The sequence below is a fragment of the Gramella sp. KN1008 genome, from assembly GCF_004332155.1.
In the GTDB taxonomy this organism is placed as follows: domain Bacteria; phylum Bacteroidota; class Bacteroidia; order Flavobacteriales; family Flavobacteriaceae; genus Christiangramia.
Genome location: NZ_SJDV01000010.1, coordinates 43,135 through 64,735 on the forward strand (window position 1 = coordinate 43,135; position 21,601 = coordinate 64,735).

At 39.8% G+C, this 21,601-nt stretch carries 14 protein-coding genes; 6 read left to right on the plus strand and 8 right to left on the minus strand.

Annotation, left to right across the window (positions count from 1 at the left end; genetic code table 11):
* Nucleotides 1–9: 9 nt before the first annotated feature.
* The 3 genes from EZJ28_RS14495 to EZJ28_RS14505 all read right to left on the minus strand — a co-directional run bounded on the left by EZJ28_RS14495 (nucleotide 10) and on the right by EZJ28_RS14505 (nucleotide 5,588).
* The gene (locus EZJ28_RS14495) at nucleotides 10–2,184 is read right to left on the minus strand and encodes a TonB-dependent receptor (protein WP_131399153.1); all 2,175 of its coding nucleotides are present in this window, start codon (nucleotides 2,182–2,184) and stop codon (nucleotides 10–12) included.
* A gap of 70 nt (nucleotides 2,185–2,254) precedes the next feature.
* Nucleotides 2,255–2,719: a hypothetical protein gene (locus tag EZJ28_RS14500; protein ID WP_131399155.1), complete on the minus strand. Its 465-nt coding sequence runs from the start codon at nucleotides 2,717–2,719 to the stop codon at nucleotides 2,255–2,257.
* A 163-nt stretch (nucleotides 2,720–2,882) separates the two neighbouring features.
* Nucleotides 2,883–5,588, minus strand: coding sequence for a MopE-related protein (locus EZJ28_RS14505; protein ID WP_207388471.1), 2,706 nt, complete (start codon nucleotides 5,586–5,588; stop codon nucleotides 2,883–2,885).
* A gap of 364 nt (nucleotides 5,589–5,952) precedes the next feature.
* On the opposite strand from EZJ28_RS14505, the gene EZJ28_RS14510 reads away from it, so the two are divergent.
* Nucleotides 5,953–6,981: an AraC family transcriptional regulator gene (locus EZJ28_RS14510; protein ID WP_131399160.1), complete on the plus strand. Its 1,029-nt coding sequence runs from the start codon at nucleotides 5,953–5,955 to the stop codon at nucleotides 6,979–6,981.
* A gap of 592 nt (nucleotides 6,982–7,573) precedes the next feature.
* On the opposite strand, the gene EZJ28_RS16070 is transcribed toward EZJ28_RS14510, so the two are convergent.
* A complete protein-coding gene (locus EZJ28_RS16070; protein ID WP_165499091.1) occupies nucleotides 7,574–7,711 on the minus strand; it encodes a hypothetical protein in 138 nt (45 codons plus the stop codon).
* An 87-nt stretch (nucleotides 7,712–7,798) separates the two neighbouring features.
* Between EZJ28_RS16070 and EZJ28_RS14515 the strand changes: the two genes are divergently transcribed.
* The 3 genes from EZJ28_RS14515 (at nucleotide 7,799) to EZJ28_RS14525 (ending at nucleotide 12,314) form a co-directional block, all read left to right on the plus strand.
* Entirely contained in the window at nucleotides 7,799–9,949 is a 2,151-nt protein-coding gene (locus EZJ28_RS14515; protein ID WP_131399162.1) for a M3 family metallopeptidase, read from the plus strand.
* Between the two features lie 51 nt (nucleotides 9,950–10,000).
* Nucleotides 10,001–11,560: an amidohydrolase family protein gene (locus tag EZJ28_RS14520; protein ID WP_131399164.1), complete on the plus strand. Its 1,560-nt coding sequence runs from the start codon at nucleotides 10,001–10,003 to the stop codon at nucleotides 11,558–11,560.
* Between the two features lie 181 nt (nucleotides 11,561–11,741).
* A complete protein-coding gene (locus tag EZJ28_RS14525) occupies nucleotides 11,742–12,314 on the plus strand; it encodes a pseudouridine synthase (protein ID WP_131399166.1) in 573 nt (190 codons plus the stop codon).
* A 3-nt stretch (nucleotides 12,315–12,317) separates the two neighbouring features.
* Here the strand turns inward: EZJ28_RS14525 and EZJ28_RS14530 are convergent, their stop codons facing one another.
* The 4 genes from EZJ28_RS14530 to EZJ28_RS14545 form a co-directional block, all read right to left on the minus strand.
* On the minus strand, nucleotides 12,318–12,875 hold the full coding sequence (locus EZJ28_RS14530) for a biliverdin-producing heme oxygenase (RefSeq protein WP_242670136.1): 558 nt from the start codon (nucleotides 12,873–12,875) through the stop codon (nucleotides 12,318–12,320).
* Nucleotides 12,862–13,419, minus strand: a complete 558-nt coding sequence (locus EZJ28_RS14535; protein ID WP_131399170.1) for a response regulator — start codon at nucleotides 13,417–13,419, stop codon at nucleotides 12,862–12,864. Before EZJ28_RS14535 ends, EZJ28_RS14530 begins: the two co-directional genes overlap by 14 nt.
* Nucleotides 13,420–13,487: 68 nt before the next feature.
* Nucleotides 13,488–15,698 carry an ATP-binding protein gene (locus tag EZJ28_RS14540; RefSeq protein ID WP_131399171.1) on the minus strand — a complete coding sequence of 737 codons (2,211 nt, stop codon included), beginning with the start codon at nucleotides 15,696–15,698 and terminating at the stop codon, nucleotides 13,488–13,490.
* 3 nt (nucleotides 15,699–15,701) lie between these two features.
* A complete protein-coding gene (locus EZJ28_RS14545) occupies nucleotides 15,702–19,364 on the minus strand; it encodes a CheR family methyltransferase (RefSeq protein WP_131399173.1) in 3,663 nt (1,220 codons plus the stop codon).
* A 615-nt stretch (nucleotides 19,365–19,979) separates the two neighbouring features.
* Between EZJ28_RS14545 and proC the strand changes: the two genes are divergently transcribed.
* Together proC and proB are read left to right on the plus strand one after the other, a co-directional pair.
* A complete protein-coding gene (gene proC / locus EZJ28_RS14550) occupies nucleotides 19,980–20,786 on the plus strand; it encodes a pyrroline-5-carboxylate reductase (RefSeq protein WP_131399175.1) in 807 nt (268 codons plus the stop codon).
* A 32-nt stretch (nucleotides 20,787–20,818) separates the two neighbouring features.
* On the plus strand, nucleotides 20,819–21,595 hold the full coding sequence (gene proB / locus EZJ28_RS14555) for a glutamate 5-kinase (RefSeq protein WP_131399177.1): 777 nt from the start codon (nucleotides 20,819–20,821) through the stop codon (nucleotides 21,593–21,595).
* Nucleotides 21,596–21,601: the final 6 nt, after the last annotated feature.

Genomic DNA, 21,601 nt, shown 5'->3' on the forward strand with positions numbered 1-21,601 from the left:
TCTCAAAGATTATAAAACCTGGAGTTTGATCCCCCCGTTTATGACAAAGCCGTCTACCGGAGCATAAATATCCCTGAACTGTGGATCGGAAATTGAGCCTGTATAGATAGAATCGAATCTGGTTTGACGAGTATCGGTAAAATTCTCAAAATTGAGGAACAGCGAAAATTTTTCCCACTTCATTTCGGTCATTAACCCAAAGATCCAGTAATTCTCACCGGTGGTGCCATCTCCCAGTTTCTGTGTATCAAAATAATATCCTTCCAGGCCAACAACCAGTTTATCTTCGATCTCATACACAAGAACATTATTAAGCCTGTTTTGAGCCACAAGTGGCATTTCTGAAGTTTCCCCATCATAATGTCGGTTCACATCTGCAAGGGTGTGGCCTACAAACAGTTTGAAATTACTATAGGACAACCTAAGGTTGGTTTCAATTCCTTTAGTATCCAGAAAACCATCAGGCTGTAAATACTCGAAATTTTCTCCGAGCGTATTGGTAAGGATAAGGGGATCATCCACCCGTGTGTAAAAGAACAGAGAATTGAGACTAAAGTCTATAGTTTCAAACAGCTCCGTACGATAATTAATATCGAAGTTTGCCCCATAAGATCGCTCTGCTTCGGTTTCATCCACATCTACAGGCAACACATTCTGAAACTGAATTCTTTCAGCGTCTTCAGTAAAGATAGAAGGAGTCTTATAGCCCAGGCCTCCCCCCATCCTGGCCGTAAGATTTTCTGAAAGATTAGCCATTACCGACAATCTTGGAAGTAAGAAGGTTCCGTATTCATTCTGATGATCGAGTCTTAACCCGGATTCCAGGCTTAAAAATTCTGTTGCCTGCCAGTTGTTCTGTACAAATACACCGTAGGTAAGGTGATTATAATCCACAGCCTTAGAATCGGGGTTCTGATCTTCCTTAAAACTATCTACCCATAAGTTTGCCCCGGCAATCCATTCAGACTCCCTATCACCAAAACCATAGGTTACTTCATTAAATGAGGCGAACTGATCTCCTGAAAAAACGAAATCCGGTATACGGATCTTTCTTTCAAAAAAGCTGAAACTATTCTTTATATTGAGACTAGAACCATTCTGAAATTTCTGTTCATAACCAGCCCGTGTGGTAATACGGCGGGTATTATTTTTCTCGAAGTAAGGATCCTCAACCCCACCATCATTTTCAATGAATTCAATATTTCCTCCTGTACGTTCTTCAATAACAGCATTAATGCCAATATCCAGAGTAGCATTTTCCCCTGGATAATAGAATATTCGTGGATTTAAGGTATATCTGTCAAATTCCGGAATGGCAGTCAGGCCAATATCGGCGGGATCGTAAGGACTTCCCAGGTTATAGGACGCGAAGATGGTAGTCCCCAATTTATCAGATCTATTTGAATAAAAAGCACTTGCATCAAGGCCAAGGGCTGAAGTTCCGTTAAGCAACAGGTTGAGCTCCTCTTCTTCTGTTGGAGTTTTAGATACCAGATTCACCAGTCCGGCGATCGCTCCACCTCCATATAATGTGGAAGAAGCTCCTTTTATCACCTCCACCTGCTTCAGGTCCAGAGGTACGATCTGCAGAAGACTTAAACCTCCTGAAAACCCCGAATATAATGGGTAACCATCTTTTAACAACTGGGTATATTTTCCATCAAGTCCCTGAATCCTGATACTTGAATTATAGGAAGTGGCTGAAGTTTGCTGGGTCTGGATACCTGTGGTCTCATTCAGCAGCATCCGGATATCACCTGGCTTCATATTTCCTTTTTCCCCGAGTTCTTCCCCGGAGATCACTTCCACTCTTGTGGGAAGATCGGCAATAGTACGTCGGGACCGAGTGGAAGAGATAAAGACGGCTTCCATTTGCTCGCCTGCCGGATATAAATAGATAGTTTCGGTTTTCTCATTAGAACGTGGAAAATCATAACTCTTTTCAAGGGTTTGGAAACCTAAATAACTAAAGATTATGGTCTTTGCTCCATCCGGAATATCGGTAATTTCAATCATACCTTCCTCATCTGCAGTACCTCCAAGATCGCTGCCTTTAACCACTGCATTTGCTCCATCCAGCGGCGTGTTTGTTTCTCCATCAATAATGCGGGCAGTAAAACTGTTTTGCGAAAAGCTGTGAAAGGAACTTAAAAATATTAAAAGCCAGAAAAATCTGTAGTTCATATTAAACAGGATAAAATGATTTTTGAATTATGAACCGACAAATTTAAGAAAACAGAATTAGTGAGGTTGATCAAACCAAAAGAAAGTGATCACATAGTTCAAATATGGAAACAACACTATCCTTAAGTTCCAGGCTGTTCTTTAATTCGAAGAAAATGATGATCTGTTCAATAAAATAGAGAGTGAAATCTACGATTTTTCCGGTTGCAAAGAGAAGGATCAATACTACTCCTATGGCCTTTAGTGTTAGAATAATGGGTTTAAAAAGGTCGGTAATCAGGAATGCGGATAGTAATCCCAGGAATAATGCGTTAAATATTGAAAGTTCAAATCCTAAAATACCAAGGGCTGTAACTCCCGAAGTTGTAAGGAAAGAAACACTTTCCATTCCTATAATTTCTTCATTAGAGTTTTCAGCAACTTTATCTGATTTCTCTTTCACCGGCTGCATACAATAGCCACAGATCTTTAACCTGTTGCCTATATGGCTTTTCTTAACTCCTTTACAGTGCGGACATTTTTGTGAATTGATCATGACTATTTTATTTAATAGTAGATCAAAGGCTATGGAAGAAACTGGGAGCCTGCCCGAGGAGTTAATTAATAAAAGAAAGATAAGGTTAAAATGAACCTGAAAACAGGGGAAAATGACCCTAAATAAGAAACCCGGTGTGATGAACCAGGTTTCTGTCTTTAGACTATTTTATAAACTGCACCCGATAATTCTGGCCGTTTATACTTGCATTTAAAATATAAACTCCTTCCAACCATGAGGAATGATCTACTCCAAGTGAAACACTGGTAGTTCCGGTTGGGACCAACAGGTTTTCGGTGGCGATCAGGTTCCCCGAAGAACTGTATATCTTCACCTGTAATTCCCCTTCATTCAGGGGCTGAGTGAAATACATGCCTATGGCTTCGTCAGAGATTGGATTGGGCGATATATATAGATCATTTAGCGGCTCAGACATGGAAGCCTGGGCTTGCGTACATTCTATTCCTGTAGCATTTAAACTGGTATTCAATTCCAGTCCGTTTCTATCATTCCAGTACACTACAAGCTGAGTTTTTCCTTTACTAACCGTTCCACTTGTAAAATTATAGATCTCACCCGGAGCTAGTTCAAAACTTCCTGATGAATCACCTGTGGAAGACATTTTTCTTAATTCCCATCTTCCGGTTACCGTACAGGTTCCCGGATTTTCTATTTGCCACTCAATTGATGTATTTGTGGAACAAATCTCCGAAACCAGGAGATTATCAGCTCCCGAACAAGAGGTTACAGGACCGTCAAATCCATCACAATCCTGATCCTTGCCATCTGCAGTATCATCCAGGGCACCCGGATAAATACTGGCATCCTTATCATTGCAATCTGTATTATCCAGAACATATCCTGATGGTTGGGTACACTCCTGGATAGATGTATATGGGTCACCAAAACCGTCTCCATCCCAGTCTAAATACCAGTTTTTAGCTGCTCCAATTTCAGGATCTCTGTCATCACAGTCATCTGCATTTGAAACATAACCTTGAGGTAGAGAACATTCTTCCACCAAATTAGCTGGATCTCCCAGCCCATCGCCATCTGTATCAGCATAAAAAGTTTCGGTTGTACATGAGCCGCTTAAATTAACAGGTAATTCTTCGCTAAACTCTGAGGTATTGCCTAATGCATCTGTAGCAGTTGCTACAATCAAATCGCCTTCAGTAATTGTATTCCCTGAAGGGATTCCAATTGAGGTGATTAAATTCTTTTTCCCTTTTGGTAAATTAAAAACCTCAACACTTCCCAAATACTCTTCTCCCTGCCGGTTCCCATCGCTTTTGAAAATTTCAATAGTTAATGGATATATAGAATATTTAGGATCAGAGTCAATTTGAAATTCTATTTCTAGTTGGGAACCTATAAGGTTTGATTTTAAAAGTACAGGGTAATTCTGTAGATTATTGGCACCCAGATCAGAATCATTAATATCATTGGCTGTAACATTATCATCTCCCAGGTCGATCCCCAGTCCATTACTGAAAATATTATTCAAGGAAATCCTATTATTATATACATAATATGAATTTAGGAGAGCTATTCCTTTGGAATTGAATGCAATCTGATTAAGATTTTCAGGTTCTCCGTCTCCTATATAATTATTATTTCCATCTATTCTTATTCCTACTCCTCCATTCCCAAGAGCTTCATTATTATTATTGATCCCTATTGAGTTCCTAAAGAATGAATTATTGTTCGATCCATTTTGTATACTTATTCCGTCGCCTGTATTTCCTGAAATCATATTATCTGATATAATATTGTCAGAACAGTTATTCCCAGAAATTTCTAAACCAACACCGTTAGGAATTCCCTCCACGCCAGCTTTATCTGTACCTATAAAATTATATTGGATTGAATTATTATTGCTGAAGTCATATGAAGCTGAAGTATATAAAAGGATACCTATGTCATTCCCCGAAATAAGATTTCCTTTTCCCTCCAAACCTAATTTATTCCCGGTATTTTTTATACCAACACCATATAAATTTGGTACTGCCACATCTTTTGTACTATTAAGTCCCAGGGTATTATTTGTGACGATATTACCTCCACCTACGAGGTGTATTCCTACCACATAATTCCCAGAGATTAAATTGGCGTCTATGATATTATTATAGGAAGGATAACTTACAGATACACCGTGACTATTAATTATAGGAGTAGAACCATTTGCCCCAATTCCTATATAATTACCCCTAACTTCATTTTCTCCACTTTTGTAACCTAGGAGAATTGCACTTCGCCAACTTCCTCCTATCACATTAGCATCATCCGATTCTGTTCCTCCAATAAGATTATTACGGGAATCTGCAAATCCATCTCTGCTTCCTGTGTACATCCCAAAAATATTTCGAAAAGGAGTTATTCCATCTGCCTGGACTCCAATAAAATTTGACTGGATGGTATGATTTCCCGAATTTAAAACCTGGATTGCAATTCCAAGATAATACTCTAAGATTGAACCATATTCATCCTCCTCTATCAAGCCAAATCCTCCCAAAATAAAGCCTTTTACCAGGCTACCTGAACTATTTCCCGTAAGAAAGAACCCCTGAGGAATTAGATCCCTGGGTGTTTCTTCCTCCACATTTATAAGTTCCAGTTCGCTTCCACTAATAAGTATCTTTGGAGTGGACCAGGTATATCCGGGTTGCGTAGTAGCGTCCAACCTAATAGTTTCTGTTATAGGTGGCAAGTTTTCCTTTAATAGTATTGTTTTTACTTCATCCCCAGGGATATTGAAATAAACATTATCAGTTTCTTCAGTTTTGTTTGCATTCTGGATTGCCGCCCTTAAAGTGCAATTCCCTTTAATATCTGCACATTTATTATCTTCTAAATTGATATCAGGCAAATCAGATGTACTATTTACTATAAATGTACTTTGCGAGAAAACTGAAGAGTAAGACGTAATTGCTAAAACAATCAGTAAAAATTTAAAATGTTCAGAAAAGTAATGCTTCCCCATAATATATTTTTTTTGGTTGGTTAATAATTCCAGGAAAGCTCAAACGTTTGGGGATAAAAAAGAATGCTTCAATATATTCTTTACTCTTAATACATAAAAGGGGAAAAACACCCTAATTTCCTGATTTACAGATATTAAAAGCTAATTTTTAATTCATTTAGTATAAGTTTAACTCATATTTTTATGCTACAACATCTATCAAGTCTTATTTTTAATAGCCTTTACATAACCTGTCTAAGCAAACCACAAGATGAAAACCTATCATTTAGAATTAAATGATGTCGACGATTTTATTCCTGAATTCGCTAAAAAATTAGGCTCAGACTATACTGAACATTTAGGAGAATACAATTTTAAAATACCCCACAAAAATGGTGATGGAAATATAAGGGGTATAAATTTCCCTAATGGTGTGGGTTTGTATACCTACCATTGTAAATTTCTCGAAAACCTGCAACTAAAGATCTCCCTGCCCTCTATAAACCCAATTAGGTTTCTTTACTGTATTGAAGGTGAAATAGATAGTTTTTTTGATAATAATGAGGATTTTACAACTATAGAGAATCACCAGTTTCTTATCTCAGCACCCAAGGACTCTGAAACCCATAATATTATTCTAAAAAAGGATACAGCCATAGTGCTATGCTATCTGGAAATAGATAGGCTCAAGTTTCAGCAGTACTTCTCTTTTGATCTTAATGAGCTTGAACCCGTATTCTATAAGGTATTCAGCGATGTAAAAGCAAAGCATCGAATATGCAAAACCGGAAGTTATAGCCTTAAAACCGCAGAAACCATTAAAGAAATAAAGAATTGCGAACTTGAAGGTTTTCCCCGAATAAACTTTATAGGGGCAAAATCACTGGAGATCTTGAGTTATATGCTTACCCGTTTTAAAAAGGAAAAGCAGATATTTCAGAGTAAGACCCTTAAGCAAAGAGATATGAAGGCCTTAGAAAAGGTAGTTGAATATCTGGACCATAATATTGCGAAGGTGGGTACGGTAAACGACCTTGCAAAAATAGCCGGAATGAATTCAAATAAGCTACAGGAAGCTTTCCAGCTTATCTATGGTAAAACAGTTAATGAGTATATAAGAGACATCCGTCTCACTAAAGCACTTAACATGTTAAGCGCAGGAAATAGAAATGTAAGTGAGGTGGTATATGAACTGGGGCTTTCAAGCCGCAGCTACTTTTCTAAGATCTTTAAAGCAAAATATGGCATTTCCCCGAGAAAGATACTTGCCAGCAAATCCAGGTCTAAACTAAAGACTTAATTTAATCAACCCCCCGATCCAGGGTATAACAGCATTACAATTGTTATTAAATATTTAAAATAGGGGATTAATCCCCTTTTCTATCAACTATCTTTACGGTACTTTAGTATTCAGAAATTCACTCCCCTATTCCCCCCCTAAATTGTTGAAAAGAATGTTCCCAACCTAAAAAGGCGGGGAATCCCAGCCCCCCATATTAAATATATCATCAATCAAAATTTTTACATCATGACAGCTTTTTCAAACATCATCGAGAGCTTCGGCTCATTAAACGAAGGAAACCTTACTCACCACAAACCTTTTTTAAACCAAAGAAGTGGAACTGGTAGAAGTTCATGGTACAACCGTAGAAAATACGGAATCTAATTTCATCATTCATCAAACACATCAATCATGAAAGCGCATATCAATATTAAACAACAGCCTAGAGGTATGTACAATGGCTTAAACTTAAGAAGGCTGGCAGAGACAGTAATAATCAGATGAAAAATCCGGCATCCAATCCGGAATAATTGAGGAACCAATACGGGGCAATCATTCATCAGTCAGAATTATGAGAGACGTTCTTTCGTACCCGAACAGTAAAAATCCTCTAATTTGGATTAGCCTTACATAAATGCCGGGCTTTCATCTGGTAATAAACATCAATCATCATATCTAAAAAATCAGTCATCACATCTGTTTCTTTCTGAAAAGTACCCTGATTCATCAAATCAGGGTACTTTTTCATTGTTCATAAATCTCATTTCGCCAACAAGTACCTATTAAAGGTGCCCAATTGTTCGTATATTCAGGGCCTAGTTTAAATTAATCAAACATGAACCGACAAATACGAAAAGGCCTGGGGATTTTTGTCCTGGCCTCTGTTCTCAGCTGTGCTAACAGTGAGGAATCCACTAACGAAAATGACACCATGAATAATCCTTTATTAGCCGAATGGACAGGACCCTACGAAGGTGTACCCGCATTTGACAAAATGCAGGTAGAGCTTGTAAAACCCGCCATCCTGAAAGGCATGGAATTACATCTTGCTGAAATTGAAAAAATCGCCAATAATCCTGAAAAACCTACCTTTGAAAACACGATAGTTCCTATGGAACTGGCGGGAAAAGAGCTGGACAGAGCATTCGTTTACTATGGAATCTATAGCAGCAATGTCTCCAGTCCTGAATTCCGCGAGGTTCAGAAAGAACTTGCGCCCGAGATTTCAGCTCACTATTCCAGGATAAACCAGAATACCGCACTTTTTGAAAGGATAAAAAGCGTGTATGAAAAATCCCAGAAGGATTCATTAGCTGCGGCAGAGCAACGTACCATAGAACTTATCTATGAAGACTTTGCCATGAGTGGTGCAAACCTAAACGAGGAGGATAAAAAACGCTATGCGGCTATAAATAAAGAACTTTCCGAGCTCTATACCCAATTTTCCAATAACGTACTTGCTGATGAAGAGAACTACGTGATCTACCTTGAGGAAGACCAGCTTGGAGGCCTTCCGGAATCCTATGTGAAATCTGCTGCGAAAGCTGCAGCCGATCGTGGAAAGGAAGGAAAATATGCCGTTACCAATACCCGGTCTTCCATGGATCCATTCCTTACCTATTCAACTGAAAGGGATCTACGTGAAAAAGTATGGACAAATTATTATTCCAGAGGGGATAATAATGACGAATATGACAATAAGGAGATTATCTCCGAGATCTTAAAATTAAGAGATGAACGGGTGGAGCTATTAGGCTACGATAACTATGCGCAGTGGAGACTCCAGAATCGTATGGCTAAAAATCCCGAAAACGCCATGGACCTTATGATGAAAATGTGGCCTGCCGCGCTTGCGAGGGTTGAAGAAGAGGTGGAAGATATGCAAAAGATAGCCGATGCCGAAGGAGCGAATATCACCATCAAACCATGGGATTATCGATTTTATGCAGAGAAAGTTAGAAAGGAAAAATATGACCTTGACAGCGAAGAAGTGAAACAATATCTTGAATTAGGGAATCTAACCCAGGCTTTGTTCTTCACTGCAGGAGAGTTGTTTAACTTTGATTTTTCGCCAGTTGAGGAAGGAAGCGTACCCGTTTTCCATGAAGATGTAAAGGTTTGGGAAGTTACCGATAAGGATTCAGGAGAGATAGTAGGATTATGGTATCTTGATCCTTATGCAAGACAGGGAAAGAGATCCGGAGCCTGGGCAACCACTTACCGTTCTTTTACCGAACTGGAAGGCGAAAAACTGGTTCTTGCTTCTAACAATTCTAACTTTATCGAACCTGCACCCGGCGAACCTGTTCTGGTATCGTGGGACGATGCGGAGACCTTCTTTCATGAATTCGGACATGCACTGCATTTCCTTTCTTCAAATGTGAAATATCCAACTTTGAATGGCGGGGTAAGAGATTATACTGAATTTCAGTCACAATTGCTGGAAAGATGGCTGTCTACAGATAAGGTCATCAACCAGTTCTTAAGACATCATGAAACTGATGAAGTGATACCCGATGAACTGGTAAAAAAGATCAAAAAGGCTTCGACTTTTAATCAGGGATTTGCTACCACTGAATTTCTGGCTTCGGCAATAATGGATATGAAATATCATACCACCGACCCTGAAGATATAGATCCTGAGCAATTTGAAAAGGAAACATTGGAAGAGCTGAATATGCCGGAAGAGATCGTGATGAGACATCGTAGCCCTCATTTTGGACATGTGTTCTCCGGGGAGGGTTATGCTACCGGATATTATGGTTATTTATGGGCCGATGTACTCACCTCTGATGCCGCAGAAGCTTTTGCCGATGCTCCGGGTGGATTCTATGATAAAGAACTTGCTCATAAGCTGGTAAAATATCTTTTTGCGCCAAGAAATGCCATGGATCCGGCAGAGGCCTACAGAAAATTCAGAGGAAGGGATGCTGAGATCGATGCTCTTATGAGGGATCGGGGTTTTCCTGTACCTGATAATAACTAATTATAAAGCACCCCGGATCCGTTCGGGGTGTTTACTTATATCTTAATACTAATGAAAAATATATATATTCTATTTCTTCTTGGTTTGATTTGTATTCACACAACAATTGGTCAGACTAACGGAGAAGGCCCCTTTACTCAGCTTATAATACGCGGCGTCACCCTCATCAATGGTAATGGAGCCCCACCCATGGGTCCTCTGGATATTACCGTAGAGAAAAACCAGATCACAGGTATACATAATGTAGGCTATCCCGGCGTAAAGATAGATGAAGCAAAAAGACCAAAATTAAAAGAAGGTGGTCGTGAACTGGATGCCAGCGGAATGTATCTTCTGCCCGGATTCATTGATATGCACACCCATATAGGAGGAAAAGCCCAGGGAGCCACCCCTGAATATGTCTTTAAACTTTGGCTCGCTCATGGAGTCACTACGGTTCGGGAAGTTGGTGGCCCCGGAATAGACTGGACGCTGGATCTTAAAGAAAAGATCAGAAATAAGGAAATGCCCGGGCCAAGGATCGTCAGCTATACGGTATTCGGGAACGGGAAGGATGAGCCAATTACTACATCAGGGGAAGCAAGAGAATGGGTGAGAACAAATGCCAATAAAGGCGCTGATGGGATCAAATTCTTTGGAGCTTCACCAGAGATCATGAAAGCCGCACTGGATGAAAACGGAAAACTCGGGAAAGGTTCCGCCATGCATCATGCACAGTTAAGTGTGGGAAGATGGAATGTTCTTAATTCGGCTAAAGCCGGCCTTACTTCCATGGAGCACTGGTATGGTCTTCCGGAAGCTCTCTTCCATGACCGTACGGTACAGCATTACCCGCTGGATTATAATTATCAGAACGAGCAGCACAGATTTGCCGAAGCCGGTAAACTCTGGGCCCAGGCTGCAGGACCAGGTACAGAACACTGGAAGAAGACCATGGACACTTTACTGGCTCTGGATTTCACCCTGGATCCTACTTTCAATATATATGAGGCAAGCCGTGACCTGATGCGTGCAAGGAGGGCTGAATGGCACGAAACCTACACCCTTCCATCCCTCTGGAAATTCTATCAACCGAGTAAAATCTCTCACGGTTCTTACTGGCACTACTGGGGAACTGAGGAAGAGGTAGCCTGGAAAGAGAATTTCAGGATATGGATGCAATTCGTAAATGAATTTAAGAATCGCGGCGGAAGGGTTACCACCGGTTCAGATTCCGGATTTATATTTCAACTATATGGTTTTGCCTATGTGAGAGAATTAGAGCTGCTTCGGGAAGCCGGTTTTCATCCGCTCGAAGTTGTGCGCGCCGCTACCCTTAACGGGGCCGAAGCCTTAGGAATGGACGATAAGCTTGGAACCGTGGAAGTTGGTAAACTTGCAGATTTCGTGATTGTGGAAGAAAATCCTCTTCAAAACCTTAAAGTTCTTTATGGAACGGGTGCTATTAGGCTTACCGAAGAAAATGAGGTTGTTCGGGTAGGCGGAGTTAAATACACTATTAGGGATGGAATCATTTATGATTCAAAGGCTCTGCTGAAGGAAGTTGAAGAAATGGTCACCAAAGAAAAAGAGACACAGGGATTTGAGATCACTCAGCCGGGAATGGACTGATCGGTTTCAATTTTAATTTAAAATAAACAGGCTGTCTAAAAAGTACGTTTGCGTCAAGTTGTCCCGATAGCGATTGGGATTTTTCAGCTTCTAAATTGAGTTCACTTAAGATCCTGAAATAAATTCAGGATGACCTCAATTCTATCTTTTTAGACAGTCTCTTTTTTTCTATTTTGAACCTATGTACAGACATTTCAAGATCTATAAACCTTATGGCTACCTAAGTCAGTTCGTCACTAACCAGAAAAAGGCCGGAAAGCACAGATTACTGGGTGAATTATATGATTTCCCTGAAGGCACTATGGCTGTGGGACGTCTGGATAAAGATTCGGAAGGTTTGTTGCTGCTGACTACCAATGGCAAGCTCAGCACTAAAATTACGGCAGGTGATTCCGAAAAAGAATATTACGTACAGGTGGATGGAGAGATCACTTCCGAGGCTATGGAAAGTCTTACGAACGGAGTTGATATAAGTATTCAGGGTAAGACATATACCACTCTTCCCTGTAAGGCTGAAAAACTTGATGCGGTTCCATCTTTTCCGGAAAGAACTAAAAAGGTAAGGGATGAAAGACATGGACCCACAAGCTGGATAAGCGTAACTTTAACCGAAGGTAAATTCCGTCAGGTAAAAAAGATGACAGCCGCAGTAGGCTTTCCAACCTTAAGACTTGTACGAGTCCGGATCGCCAATGAATTACTCGATGGTATGGATGTCGGGGAAGTACGTGAAATCAGTGAAGTGAAATTTTAATTCCTAGCAGTCAGAAAATTCCAGTTTAAAGGCTTTCTCGAATAATCGAAAGGTTTCCTGTGCCTTATAAGCCGCCTGTTCAATTTCTTCTTCTGTAAATTCACGTGATCTAAGGGATTTAAGAAACTTATTCCATCCTTTTATACTATCCCGGGTGCCACTGAAAAAAGTTTGCGATGACAAATGCTCCAGTGACCCACACTTACTTACCTCCCTGCCAATGACCATTCCGCCCATGGCCGACCCCTCTATAACGTAGGCCGCGCCAAGAGCTTCGGCTTCATTTTCACAATGGAAATCAGAAAAGGTATCACATTCGGGATCATGCATGCCCACTCCTGCAAGATCTGCTTTCAGCTTTTCTGCCTTGTCACCCGCCTGGCCGGGAAGAAATCTTGAAATTTCCTTTTCCACCTTACAGTATGCCAGGAAATTCTGGTAAAGAAGAAGCTTGTATTCTTCCAGACCTATAGAATGATCCATGATCTTATTAGCCAGATTTTCACCTTCCAGTTTCTTATGTAGGTCTGCAGTTGCTTCTCTTAATCTATTCAGCATCATCTCCAATATTAAACCTGTTCATCGCTTCCTTGATCTTCTTTATATTTTCTACATGTTCCACATTATCAGTATTGATCTTATCCAGGTATTCGTAGATCTGGTTAACGGTGATCTTATTATTTCTGATACGTTCCCTGAGCTCATCCCGCGCGACCATATTCACCACCACCTTTTTTAAGAAAGGCTCCAGCTTTTCACTGAGGTTATTCATATGTTTTTTCAAAATATAGCCGGAAGCACCATTGAGAATAGTATTGGCTGCAAGTTCTTCATCATGGATAGTTCCTGTAATAAAAATGAAATCTATACTACTGTCAAATCCCTTAACCAGCTCCATTACATCAAGACCTGTACAATTAGGAAGGTTATAGTCAGAAAGTACCACGTCCGGAGCAAAGTTCACGAGGTGGTTTTTACAATCCTCCAGGTTATCGGCAACCTCAATCACCGGATTTTTAACTATCTTCTTAATCTGCCTTTTAATGAGCATTACATCGCTTTCGCGATCTTCGACCAGTAATATTCGCAGAGATGTTTTAATCATTGGGTTACAATTCGGAAATCGGATATACGAAAATATTATAAAGCCCGGGTTCTTACAATTTTGATCTGTTAAACATGGAAGTAAAAGGTAGAACCTTTCCCGGGTTCACTTTCAGCCCATATTTTGCCGTTATGCTTTTCCATGATCTTCTTAACAATGGCCAGGCCTATTCCGGTACCTTTAAAATTATCGTTTGAAAATCTTGAGAAAAGGTCAAATATGGCTGTCTTATGTTTTGGATCAAAACCAATACCATTATCTCTGATATAATAAGTTGTTCTCCCTTCTATCCCTGTGGCACCTATCTCTATTTCAGGATTTTCTTCCTTTTCAGAGTATTTAAGAGCATTAGTGATAAGGTTAGACCATACCTGCATGATCATCCTTTTATCTCCCATCATATGTGGCAGATCTTTTTCCATGATAATCTTCGTTCGAGGATAATTGGTCTTTACATTGAAGGATTCCAGAATATCTTCTACCAGGTGATTTACAGAAAAAATGCCTTTGTCCAGACTCTGCCCGGAAACACCAGCAAAGGATAGGATATTATCAATAAGCTCCTGCATTTCCCTTGTGGAACTAAGTATGATATCTACGGCCTGCTGCCCTTCCCTTTCCAGGTTATGGTAATGATCCTCTTTCAGAATATGAGCGTATCCATCTATTCCCCGTAAGGGAGCTTTTAAATCATGTGAAAGTCCCTGGCTAAAAAGTTCGAGTTCATCATGAGCCTCCAGTAATTGTTTATTTAACCGGTCTATCTTGATTTTCTGCTTCTCCAGTATGATATTGCTTAAGCTCTCGCGGATAGCTTTGGCAGCACTTATCTGATAATCAAGCCAGGGATTGGAGACACCAGTTAATTTTTGAGTCCACTTTTCAAAGGATTTACGAGGCGTAATTCGTTGCTTATCCTCATCAAAATTCGCCATTTTATCCGGGTTTCCACCCCAGGTAACATTCTGAACTACCTGAGGCCTGAACCACATAAGGAAGTCTTTATTACTTCTACCTAACTTTACGCTCAGGATACCCGAAGCTGTATCGCGAAATTCTTCTGCCGGTTTATAAGATCGGCTTAAATTCTTAGTAAAGAAAACTGAATTACCCTGGTCTGCGAGGAATTCATTTGCAAGTTTCTTCACATATTTTTTTGGAGGGGTTTTCCCCACCAGTCTCATTTTTCCTCCCAGTATAATGGCTCCTCCTTCGCATTCCATGAGATCGGTAAAAAGTACTTCTTGCTCCGCTAGTCCTTTTTTGATCTTGCCTTCAGATTCTATCTGGGTTACCAGGTCACCTCTTATAGATTCCCATTCCTCCAGTTTGCCTATATACCTGTTGGTCTCTTTAAGGCTAAGTTCATTTGAAAATATTTGTGTGAGGAATTCACAGGTTTGTCTGTGGTAATAATTTATATATTTCGCCGAGTAATGATGACATGCCAGCAAACCCCATAACTTTCCATTACTAATGAGTGCTGCGGTTAGTGAAGCTCCAACCTTCATATTCTTAAGATATTCTATATGTATAGGGGAAACTCCTCTAAGTTCCGATCTGGAAAGATCCAGTGGAATATTATTAATAGGCGAAAGTTCCGGCACTATAGAAACGGGATGATAATCCACGTCAGCAATGATCCTTACACGCTGCTTCATAAATAAGTTGCGGGATTGTTTCGGAATATCGCTTGCAGGATAGTGCAGTCCGAGCCAGCTTTCCAACTCTTCTGCCTTCTCTTCGGCTATCACTTCACCATTCCATTCCTCATCAAATTTATATACCATCACCCTGTCATAGCCAAAGATATCTCTGGTGATCTTCGCTACATCGGCACAGAGGTCTTCAGGAGTTTCAGAAGCCCCCAGGGTGCTTAGAATACTGGACAGCTGTCGCTGATATTCATAATGGTTATAATCACTGTCTGCGGGTTCAAAGTCCAGAATCAGGCTTTCACCTGAAATATGCGGCTTCATTATAAAATCCCGGTCATTGATATTTACTTCCCTAACCTCCGGACTGTCTTCAACATTCTTTACAGAAGTTAACATCTCAGCTTTTTCGCTTCCTATAAGCGAGCTTAAAGGTTTGGAGAGTAATTCATCGTAATGTATTCCAAAGAATTCATCAGAATTTTCACCGATTTGAGTAATTACCAGATCTTTCCGGTCGCAGGCTATTATAACACCATGGGACTGGGATTTACCGATTATGTGGATAGGTTCCTTATCACAATTGGTAATATCCACCTTTTCGGGGTAGCTGCTTAGGGGCATATTTTAGCTTGCTTTTAATTTAAAGTAAAAGGTACTTCCCACTCCTTCCTGAGAATCTACCCAAATCGTACCTTCATGTAAAAGAACGATCTTCTCTACATGAGCGAGCCCCACGCCGGTACCTGTCATCTCTTCGTTTCCGGGAACCCGGTTAAAGATGGTGAAAATATTGCGTTGATCTTCCTTCGAGATCCCCATCCCGTTATCAACTATTGAAAATACCCAGTACTTGTCTTCTTTATATGCAGAAATACGAACCTCCGGATTTCTCCCTTTCGGAACATACTTTATGGCATTGCTTATAAGGTTCTGGAAGAGTAATCTGAGTTCAACCTCATATCCCATGATCTTAGGCAGTGCCCCGGTATGTATCTTAGCGCCAGTATCCTTAATACTCTTACCAAGGTCATACTTCACAACTTCTACGACCTCTTTTGTATCAACCAGTTTCTTCTTGCCATTCTTACCAATTCTGGAATGCTCAAGCAATGCACGTATCTGTGCCGATAACCTGTCTGAAGCGTTCTTTATATACTTTATATAATTCTCTCCCTTTTCATCCAGCTGGCTGGCGTACATCTTACCAAGTACATCACTACCAAACTTAATGGTAGACAGCGGTTCCTGAAGGTCATGTGAACAAATGGAAACGAACTGTTCCAGATCACGATTTGCCCTTTCCAGGTCGTTCTTTTGTTCTCTAAGCTGTTCCTGAGCAGTTTTAAGTGCAGAAATATCCACACAGGTATAACGTATGGTTTTCAGGTTATTCTTTTCATCTTTTTCTGCCGTAGCGTTAAGGATCACAGGCAGTACCCGCTTTTTCTTCGTGATCATGTTCTGCTCCAGATTCACAAGTTCACCAGACTTCTTGATACTGGTCTTAAGCTTTAAGGCAGAGAGTTTGGAATCTTCATCAAACAATTCGAAGATAGGTTTTCCTATGAGGTCGTCTTTGGATTCATAACCCAGCTTCTGAATTGCTTTTTTATTACACTGAACAATTTCAGAACTTTTTGGATCTACACTAATATGCAATACCGGATCATCTTCGTAGAAAGATTTAAAACGCTTTTCACTCGCAATAAGCTTTTCCTTGGATTTCTGGATCGTTTCAATATCTATGAAGGAGATCACTACCCCATCAATAATATTATCAGAATCTATATAAGGAGAAATACGTTGCAAATAATTCTTCCCTTCCCTTGAGACAATAGGTTTCTCTATCATTTTGCCCGTTTTAAGTACTTTTTCGCACCTATCCAGGAAACTTTGCTTCCTACTTAAACCAAAACTATTGGTAAAATGGTCTATTGGTCTGCCAATATCTCCATTTATCAGGCTAAAATGCTTCTTGATAGCCGGGGTGAATTTCCTGATCTTTAGTTCAGAATCAAGGAAGATCACACCAATATCGGTACTCTTAAGAAGGTTGTCCATATCTGCATTAAGGGCTGCAAGATCTTCCACCTTCTGAATATTTTCGGCATTTACCGTATTTATTTCCTCGTTAACGCTCTGGAGCTCTTCGTTGGTGCTCTGCAGCTCTTCGTTAGAAGCAAGAAGTTCTTCATTGGCCGCCTGCAGCTCCTCATTACTGGTTTCAATCTCCTCCAGTGAGGTTTGCAGATCTTCCTTGGTCTTCTTAAGCTCTTCCTCCAGGCTGGCAACATATTCCTTGGTCTGACTCGAAGGGCTAACCCTGGTCATTTCCTTTACTTCCTCAAGGTTAAGCTCTTTCTCCACAAAGGTGATCACATAGTTGGTTTCACCTTCTATGCTATGATCTGTAAAGGGTTTGATGATAATATCGGCACCGATTTCTTTATTGCTCTGTTTTATAACAGCATCGCGATAAACCACTTTTTCTTTGCTCTTGTAGGCCTTATTGAAAGTAGTCTGAACTATATACTTGAGATCGGTTTCCAGCATATCCAGCAGGTTAATGGAAAATCCACTAACAGGCAGATTTGCATATTTCCTGAATTCACCCACTGCCTGAAGTATATTATAATCTGAATCTACAAATACTGATGCTCCACCAAACTGCTCAAGAATTGTACTATTCAATTCATTCTGCAGTTTTTGCCTTATAGGATTGGATTGCGATCTATAGATCTTCCTATCGGGGCTGGAATTATTTTCGAGTAATTTAGATTGTTTAGTGCCGAGGGCTGAAGCATGGCTAATACCATTTTTGAGTCTCTTACTTGGGTGTATATTCCGGTAGATCTTCCACCTTCGATCAATCTCTTTAAACTCATCTTTAAGGCCATGAACACTTTCACTGGTTCCAAGTACAAGCACTCCGTCCTTTTTCAATGCATAATGGAGCATGTTCAGGGCTTTTTTCTGAATGCTATTCTGGAAATAGATAAGAAGGTTTCTACACACCACAATATCCATATTGCTGAATGGCGGATTCTTTATGATATTGTGCTGGGAGAAGATCACCATTCTCCTTATCTTTTCTATTATCTGATAGCCATTGGATTTACTCAGGAAATACTTTAAAAGCAGATCCTTGGAAACATCGGCTACGATACTTTCAGGATAGACTCCCTTGCTACCTATATCCAGGTGTGGCTGTGAAATATCAGTCGCGAAGATCTTTATCTCCAGATCTTTACCTTGTTTTTCCATCTCCTCATGCAGACACATGGCAAATGAATATGCTTCCTCTCCCGTACTACATCCAACATCCCAGAGTTTTAAAATATCTCCATCTTCCTTTGCTGCAATCAGTTCAGGGAATACCTTTTCCTTAAGTACTTCCCATACCTTTTCATCTCGAAAGAACTTAGTGACCCCTATGAGGAATTCTCTGTAAAGAATTTCTACCTCCTCTTCTTCATTTGTAAGGTAATCATAGTATTCGGACAGGTTCTTACACTTACAGATATTAACCCTTCTTGCTACTCTCCTGGCAAGGGTGGCATATTTATATTCTCTGAAGTCCAGGCCGGCCTTCTCGTCTATATAATTAAGGATCTTATTAAGCTCATTCTCGTCATATTCAACATTCCCATTCTTAAAATGGAAAATTGGCGGTGTGGAAATGAATTCCTTCAGCTCGGGCCCCATCTCCGAAACTGGTAATATATAATCTACAAGCCCTGTATTAATGGCACTTTTAGGCATCCCGTCAAATTTGGCTTCTGATGGTTCCTGCACCATTACCATCCCATCATTTTCCTTTATAGCCCTTACCCCACGAGTACCGTCACTGCCGGTTCCACTTAAAACAATTCCTATCGCTCTCTCCTTTCTTTGTTTGGCCATAGACTCAAAGAACATATCTATTGGCAGATTGAGGATCTGCGTCTTGGGTTTTTCCTGAAGTACTAATAGGTCACTATCAAGAATAAGATTATTGGCAGGAGGTATAAGATATATATGTCCCTGCTCCACCTTCATCTGATCTGAGATCTGAATAATAGGGAGGTTAGTATTCTTCTTTAGAAGTTCTCCCATCATACTTTTATAGTCGGGAGATAAATGTTGAATTACCACATATGCATTCTTATCATCGGAGGGTATATTCTTAAAGAATTTCTTAAGAGCTTCCAATCCTCCGGCGCTCGCTCCAACCGCAACGATCCTTACATCATCTGTAATTTTCTCTTTCGCAGTCTCAGCTTGTGGCCTCTCTTTAAAATTTTCCATTAATTAAGGTAGTAGGTTTTGATTCTTTAATCCATTGATTTTGGAAAGCGGTAATAGTAATTAAAATTTCCATTAACCCTTATTCCAAATCAAATAATTATTGAGTCAAATACGTTGTAAATACAGCTATCTTCACTCAAAAGGCTCTAAAGTGAAAATTCCATGCCAAAGACAATTTCATGTATTTGGATCTAGACTATATTTCTAAATTTCATCTGACATAATTGCAGGATTTTGCCAAAGATGCAAAATATTCCCTTTAGAATTTCCCTGAAAAAATAAATAACATTTTTTTAAGAAATACAGTAAGTCAACTTTTTCAATAGGAATTTAAGTGATTTTTAAATCCTCAAAATAGAGTGCATTTTACACAGTATTCCATAATTACAGCCACAAATAGTTTTGGAATTAATAAAAAACACCGCTAAGGATTTAAGATATTTAACCAGATTTTATGTTTTTATTAGTGCTAGCTTCCATAAAATCGACCTAAATTATTGTTCCTAAATTCAGTTTAAACTACTTAAAAGCTTTTATCGCATGGTCTTTGCGCAAAATGTGCCGAATTAAAGGAATGGCAGAAAGCCATAAAAAATTTGAACCAAAAAAGATAAAATGAAAACACTAGTAATTGGAGCAGGTAATATGGGACTCACCTACGCTGAAGGTATGGCAAAATCGGCTATGCTTAATCGTAGAAATCTAATGATATTCGACAAGTCTGCCGATGTGATCGCGCGGCTAAGAGAAATGGATTACTTCGACGTTTATGAAAAACTAGAAGATTGCCTGCCTCAAGCAGATATGGTTTTTATAGCTGTTAAACCCTACCATTGTGATGATCTATTTGAAGAGATGAAACCTATGGTAAATAAGGAACAAATCTTTGTCTCTCTAATGGCCGGAGTTACCATTGATAAGATACAGTCTGGTCTTGGAGTGAAAAAAGTAGTAAGGTCTATGCCCAACCTACCTGCACAGGTTGGAAAAGGAGTTACCTCTTATACAGAATCTAAGGAAGTTTCACGCGTAGAACTTTTAATGGTACGCAATCTTCTGGATACCACAGGTGAATCTATTCATGTTGAAAACGAAAATTATATAGATGCCTCCACCGGTATTTCTGGTAGTGGACCTGCATACGTATTTTACTTTATGCAATCCATGCTGGAAGCAGCCCTAAAAATGGGATTCTCTAAAAATGACTCGAAAGTATTAGTGAGCCAGACGTTTGAAGGGGCAGTTGAACTTTTCAACCGAAACGATCTGTCACCAGACACCTGGATGGAAAGAGTTGCTTCTAAGGGAGGTACCACCAGGGCCGCATTGGATTCCATGGACGATAATAATGTTAAGGAACTAATCAAGGAAGCAGCATATGCGGCTTTTGATCGTGCAGTAGAACTGGGAGAAGATAAATAAAACCAAAATATTTAGCTCATAAAATGACTAATATGGATAATAAAAAAAGAAGAATTGTTGTAAAGGTCGGCACAAATGTAATGACCAATAAGGACAATAGAATTTTAGGACCGGTATTAAAAAGTCTTGTAAGGCAAATCGCCACCCTTTATGAAGAGGATATTATGGTAGTCCTCGTATCTTCAGGATCAGCGATAGCCGGAAAGGAAATCCTGGGAGAAATCAGTATAAAGGACGAAAGCAAAAGAAGACAGGTCTATTCTTCAGTAGGTCAGCCTCGAATGATGCGACATTATTATAGTATTTTTCACGACTACGGAATGAGATGTGCGCAGGTACTTGCGACCAAAAGAGATTTCAGTCCAGGAATCCACAGGGAGAATATGATCAATTGCTATGAATCACTATTATCCGAAGGGATTATACCTATCGCGAACGAAGATGATGCCGTGTCAGTAACCATGTCCATGTTCTCTGATAATGATGAACTTGCCAGTCTGGTAGCCGAACTTATCGGAGCTGAAAAACTAATCATACTTAGTGATACTGAAGGACTGTATACAGGTCATCCTGAAGATGATGAATCAGAAAAACTGAATAAGGTACAGATCGATGAGAATGTTGAAAAATATGTTCAGGAATCAGACAAAGGCGAAGGCGAAGGTCGTGGTGGAATGGAATCCAAGATCAAGATAGCCAAAGGTACCGCCGCCAAGAACATCCCTACCTATATTGCAAATGGTAAACGAGATGATGTGATCCTGGACATAATGGCAGGAAAACCGGTAGGTACAAAGTTTACCTCATAAAAAATA

What these genes read in the sequence shown, in the direction of transcription:
- EZJ28_RS16070 (WP_165499091.1), bottom strand. Translation starts at nt 7,711, where the DNA reads ATGAAAAAGTACCCTGATTTGATGAATCAGGGTACTTTTCAGAAAGAA.
- EZJ28_RS14510 (WP_131399160.1), top strand. Translation starts at nt 5,953, where the DNA reads ATGAAAACCTATCATTTAGAATTAAATGATGTCGACGATTTTATTCCT.
- EZJ28_RS14535 (WP_131399170.1), bottom strand. Translation starts at nt 13,419, where the DNA reads ATGATTAAAACATCTCTGCGAATATTACTGGTCGAAGATCGCGAAAGC.
- proC (WP_131399175.1), top strand. Translation starts at nt 19,980, where the DNA reads ATGAAAACACTAGTAATTGGAGCAGGTAATATGGGACTCACCTACGCT.
- EZJ28_RS14525 (WP_131399166.1), top strand. Translation starts at nt 11,742, where the DNA reads ATGTACAGACATTTCAAGATCTATAAACCTTATGGCTACCTAAGTCAG.
- EZJ28_RS14530 (WP_242670136.1), bottom strand. Translation starts at nt 12,875, where the DNA reads ATGATGCTGAATAGATTAAGAGAAGCAACTGCAGACCTACATAAGAAA.
- EZJ28_RS14495 (WP_131399153.1), bottom strand. Translation starts at nt 2,184, where the DNA reads ATGAACTACAGATTTTTCTGGCTTTTAATATTTTTAAGTTCCTTTCAC.
- EZJ28_RS14545 (WP_131399173.1), bottom strand. Translation starts at nt 19,364, where the DNA reads ATGGAAAATTTTAAAGAGAGGCCACAAGCTGAGACTGCGAAAGAGAAA.
- EZJ28_RS14520 (WP_131399164.1), top strand. Translation starts at nt 10,001, where the DNA reads ATGAAAAATATATATATTCTATTTCTTCTTGGTTTGATTTGTATTCAC.
- EZJ28_RS14515 (WP_131399162.1), top strand. Translation starts at nt 7,799, where the DNA reads ATGAACCGACAAATACGAAAAGGCCTGGGGATTTTTGTCCTGGCCTCT.
- proB (WP_131399177.1), top strand. Translation starts at nt 20,819, where the DNA reads ATGGATAATAAAAAAAGAAGAATTGTTGTAAAGGTCGGCACAAATGTA.
- EZJ28_RS14500 (WP_131399155.1), bottom strand. Translation starts at nt 2,719, where the DNA reads ATGATCAATTCACAAAAATGTCCGCACTGTAAAGGAGTTAAGAAAAGC.
- EZJ28_RS14540 (WP_131399171.1), bottom strand. Translation starts at nt 15,698, where the DNA reads ATGCCCCTAAGCAGCTACCCCGAAAAGGTGGATATTACCAATTGTGAT.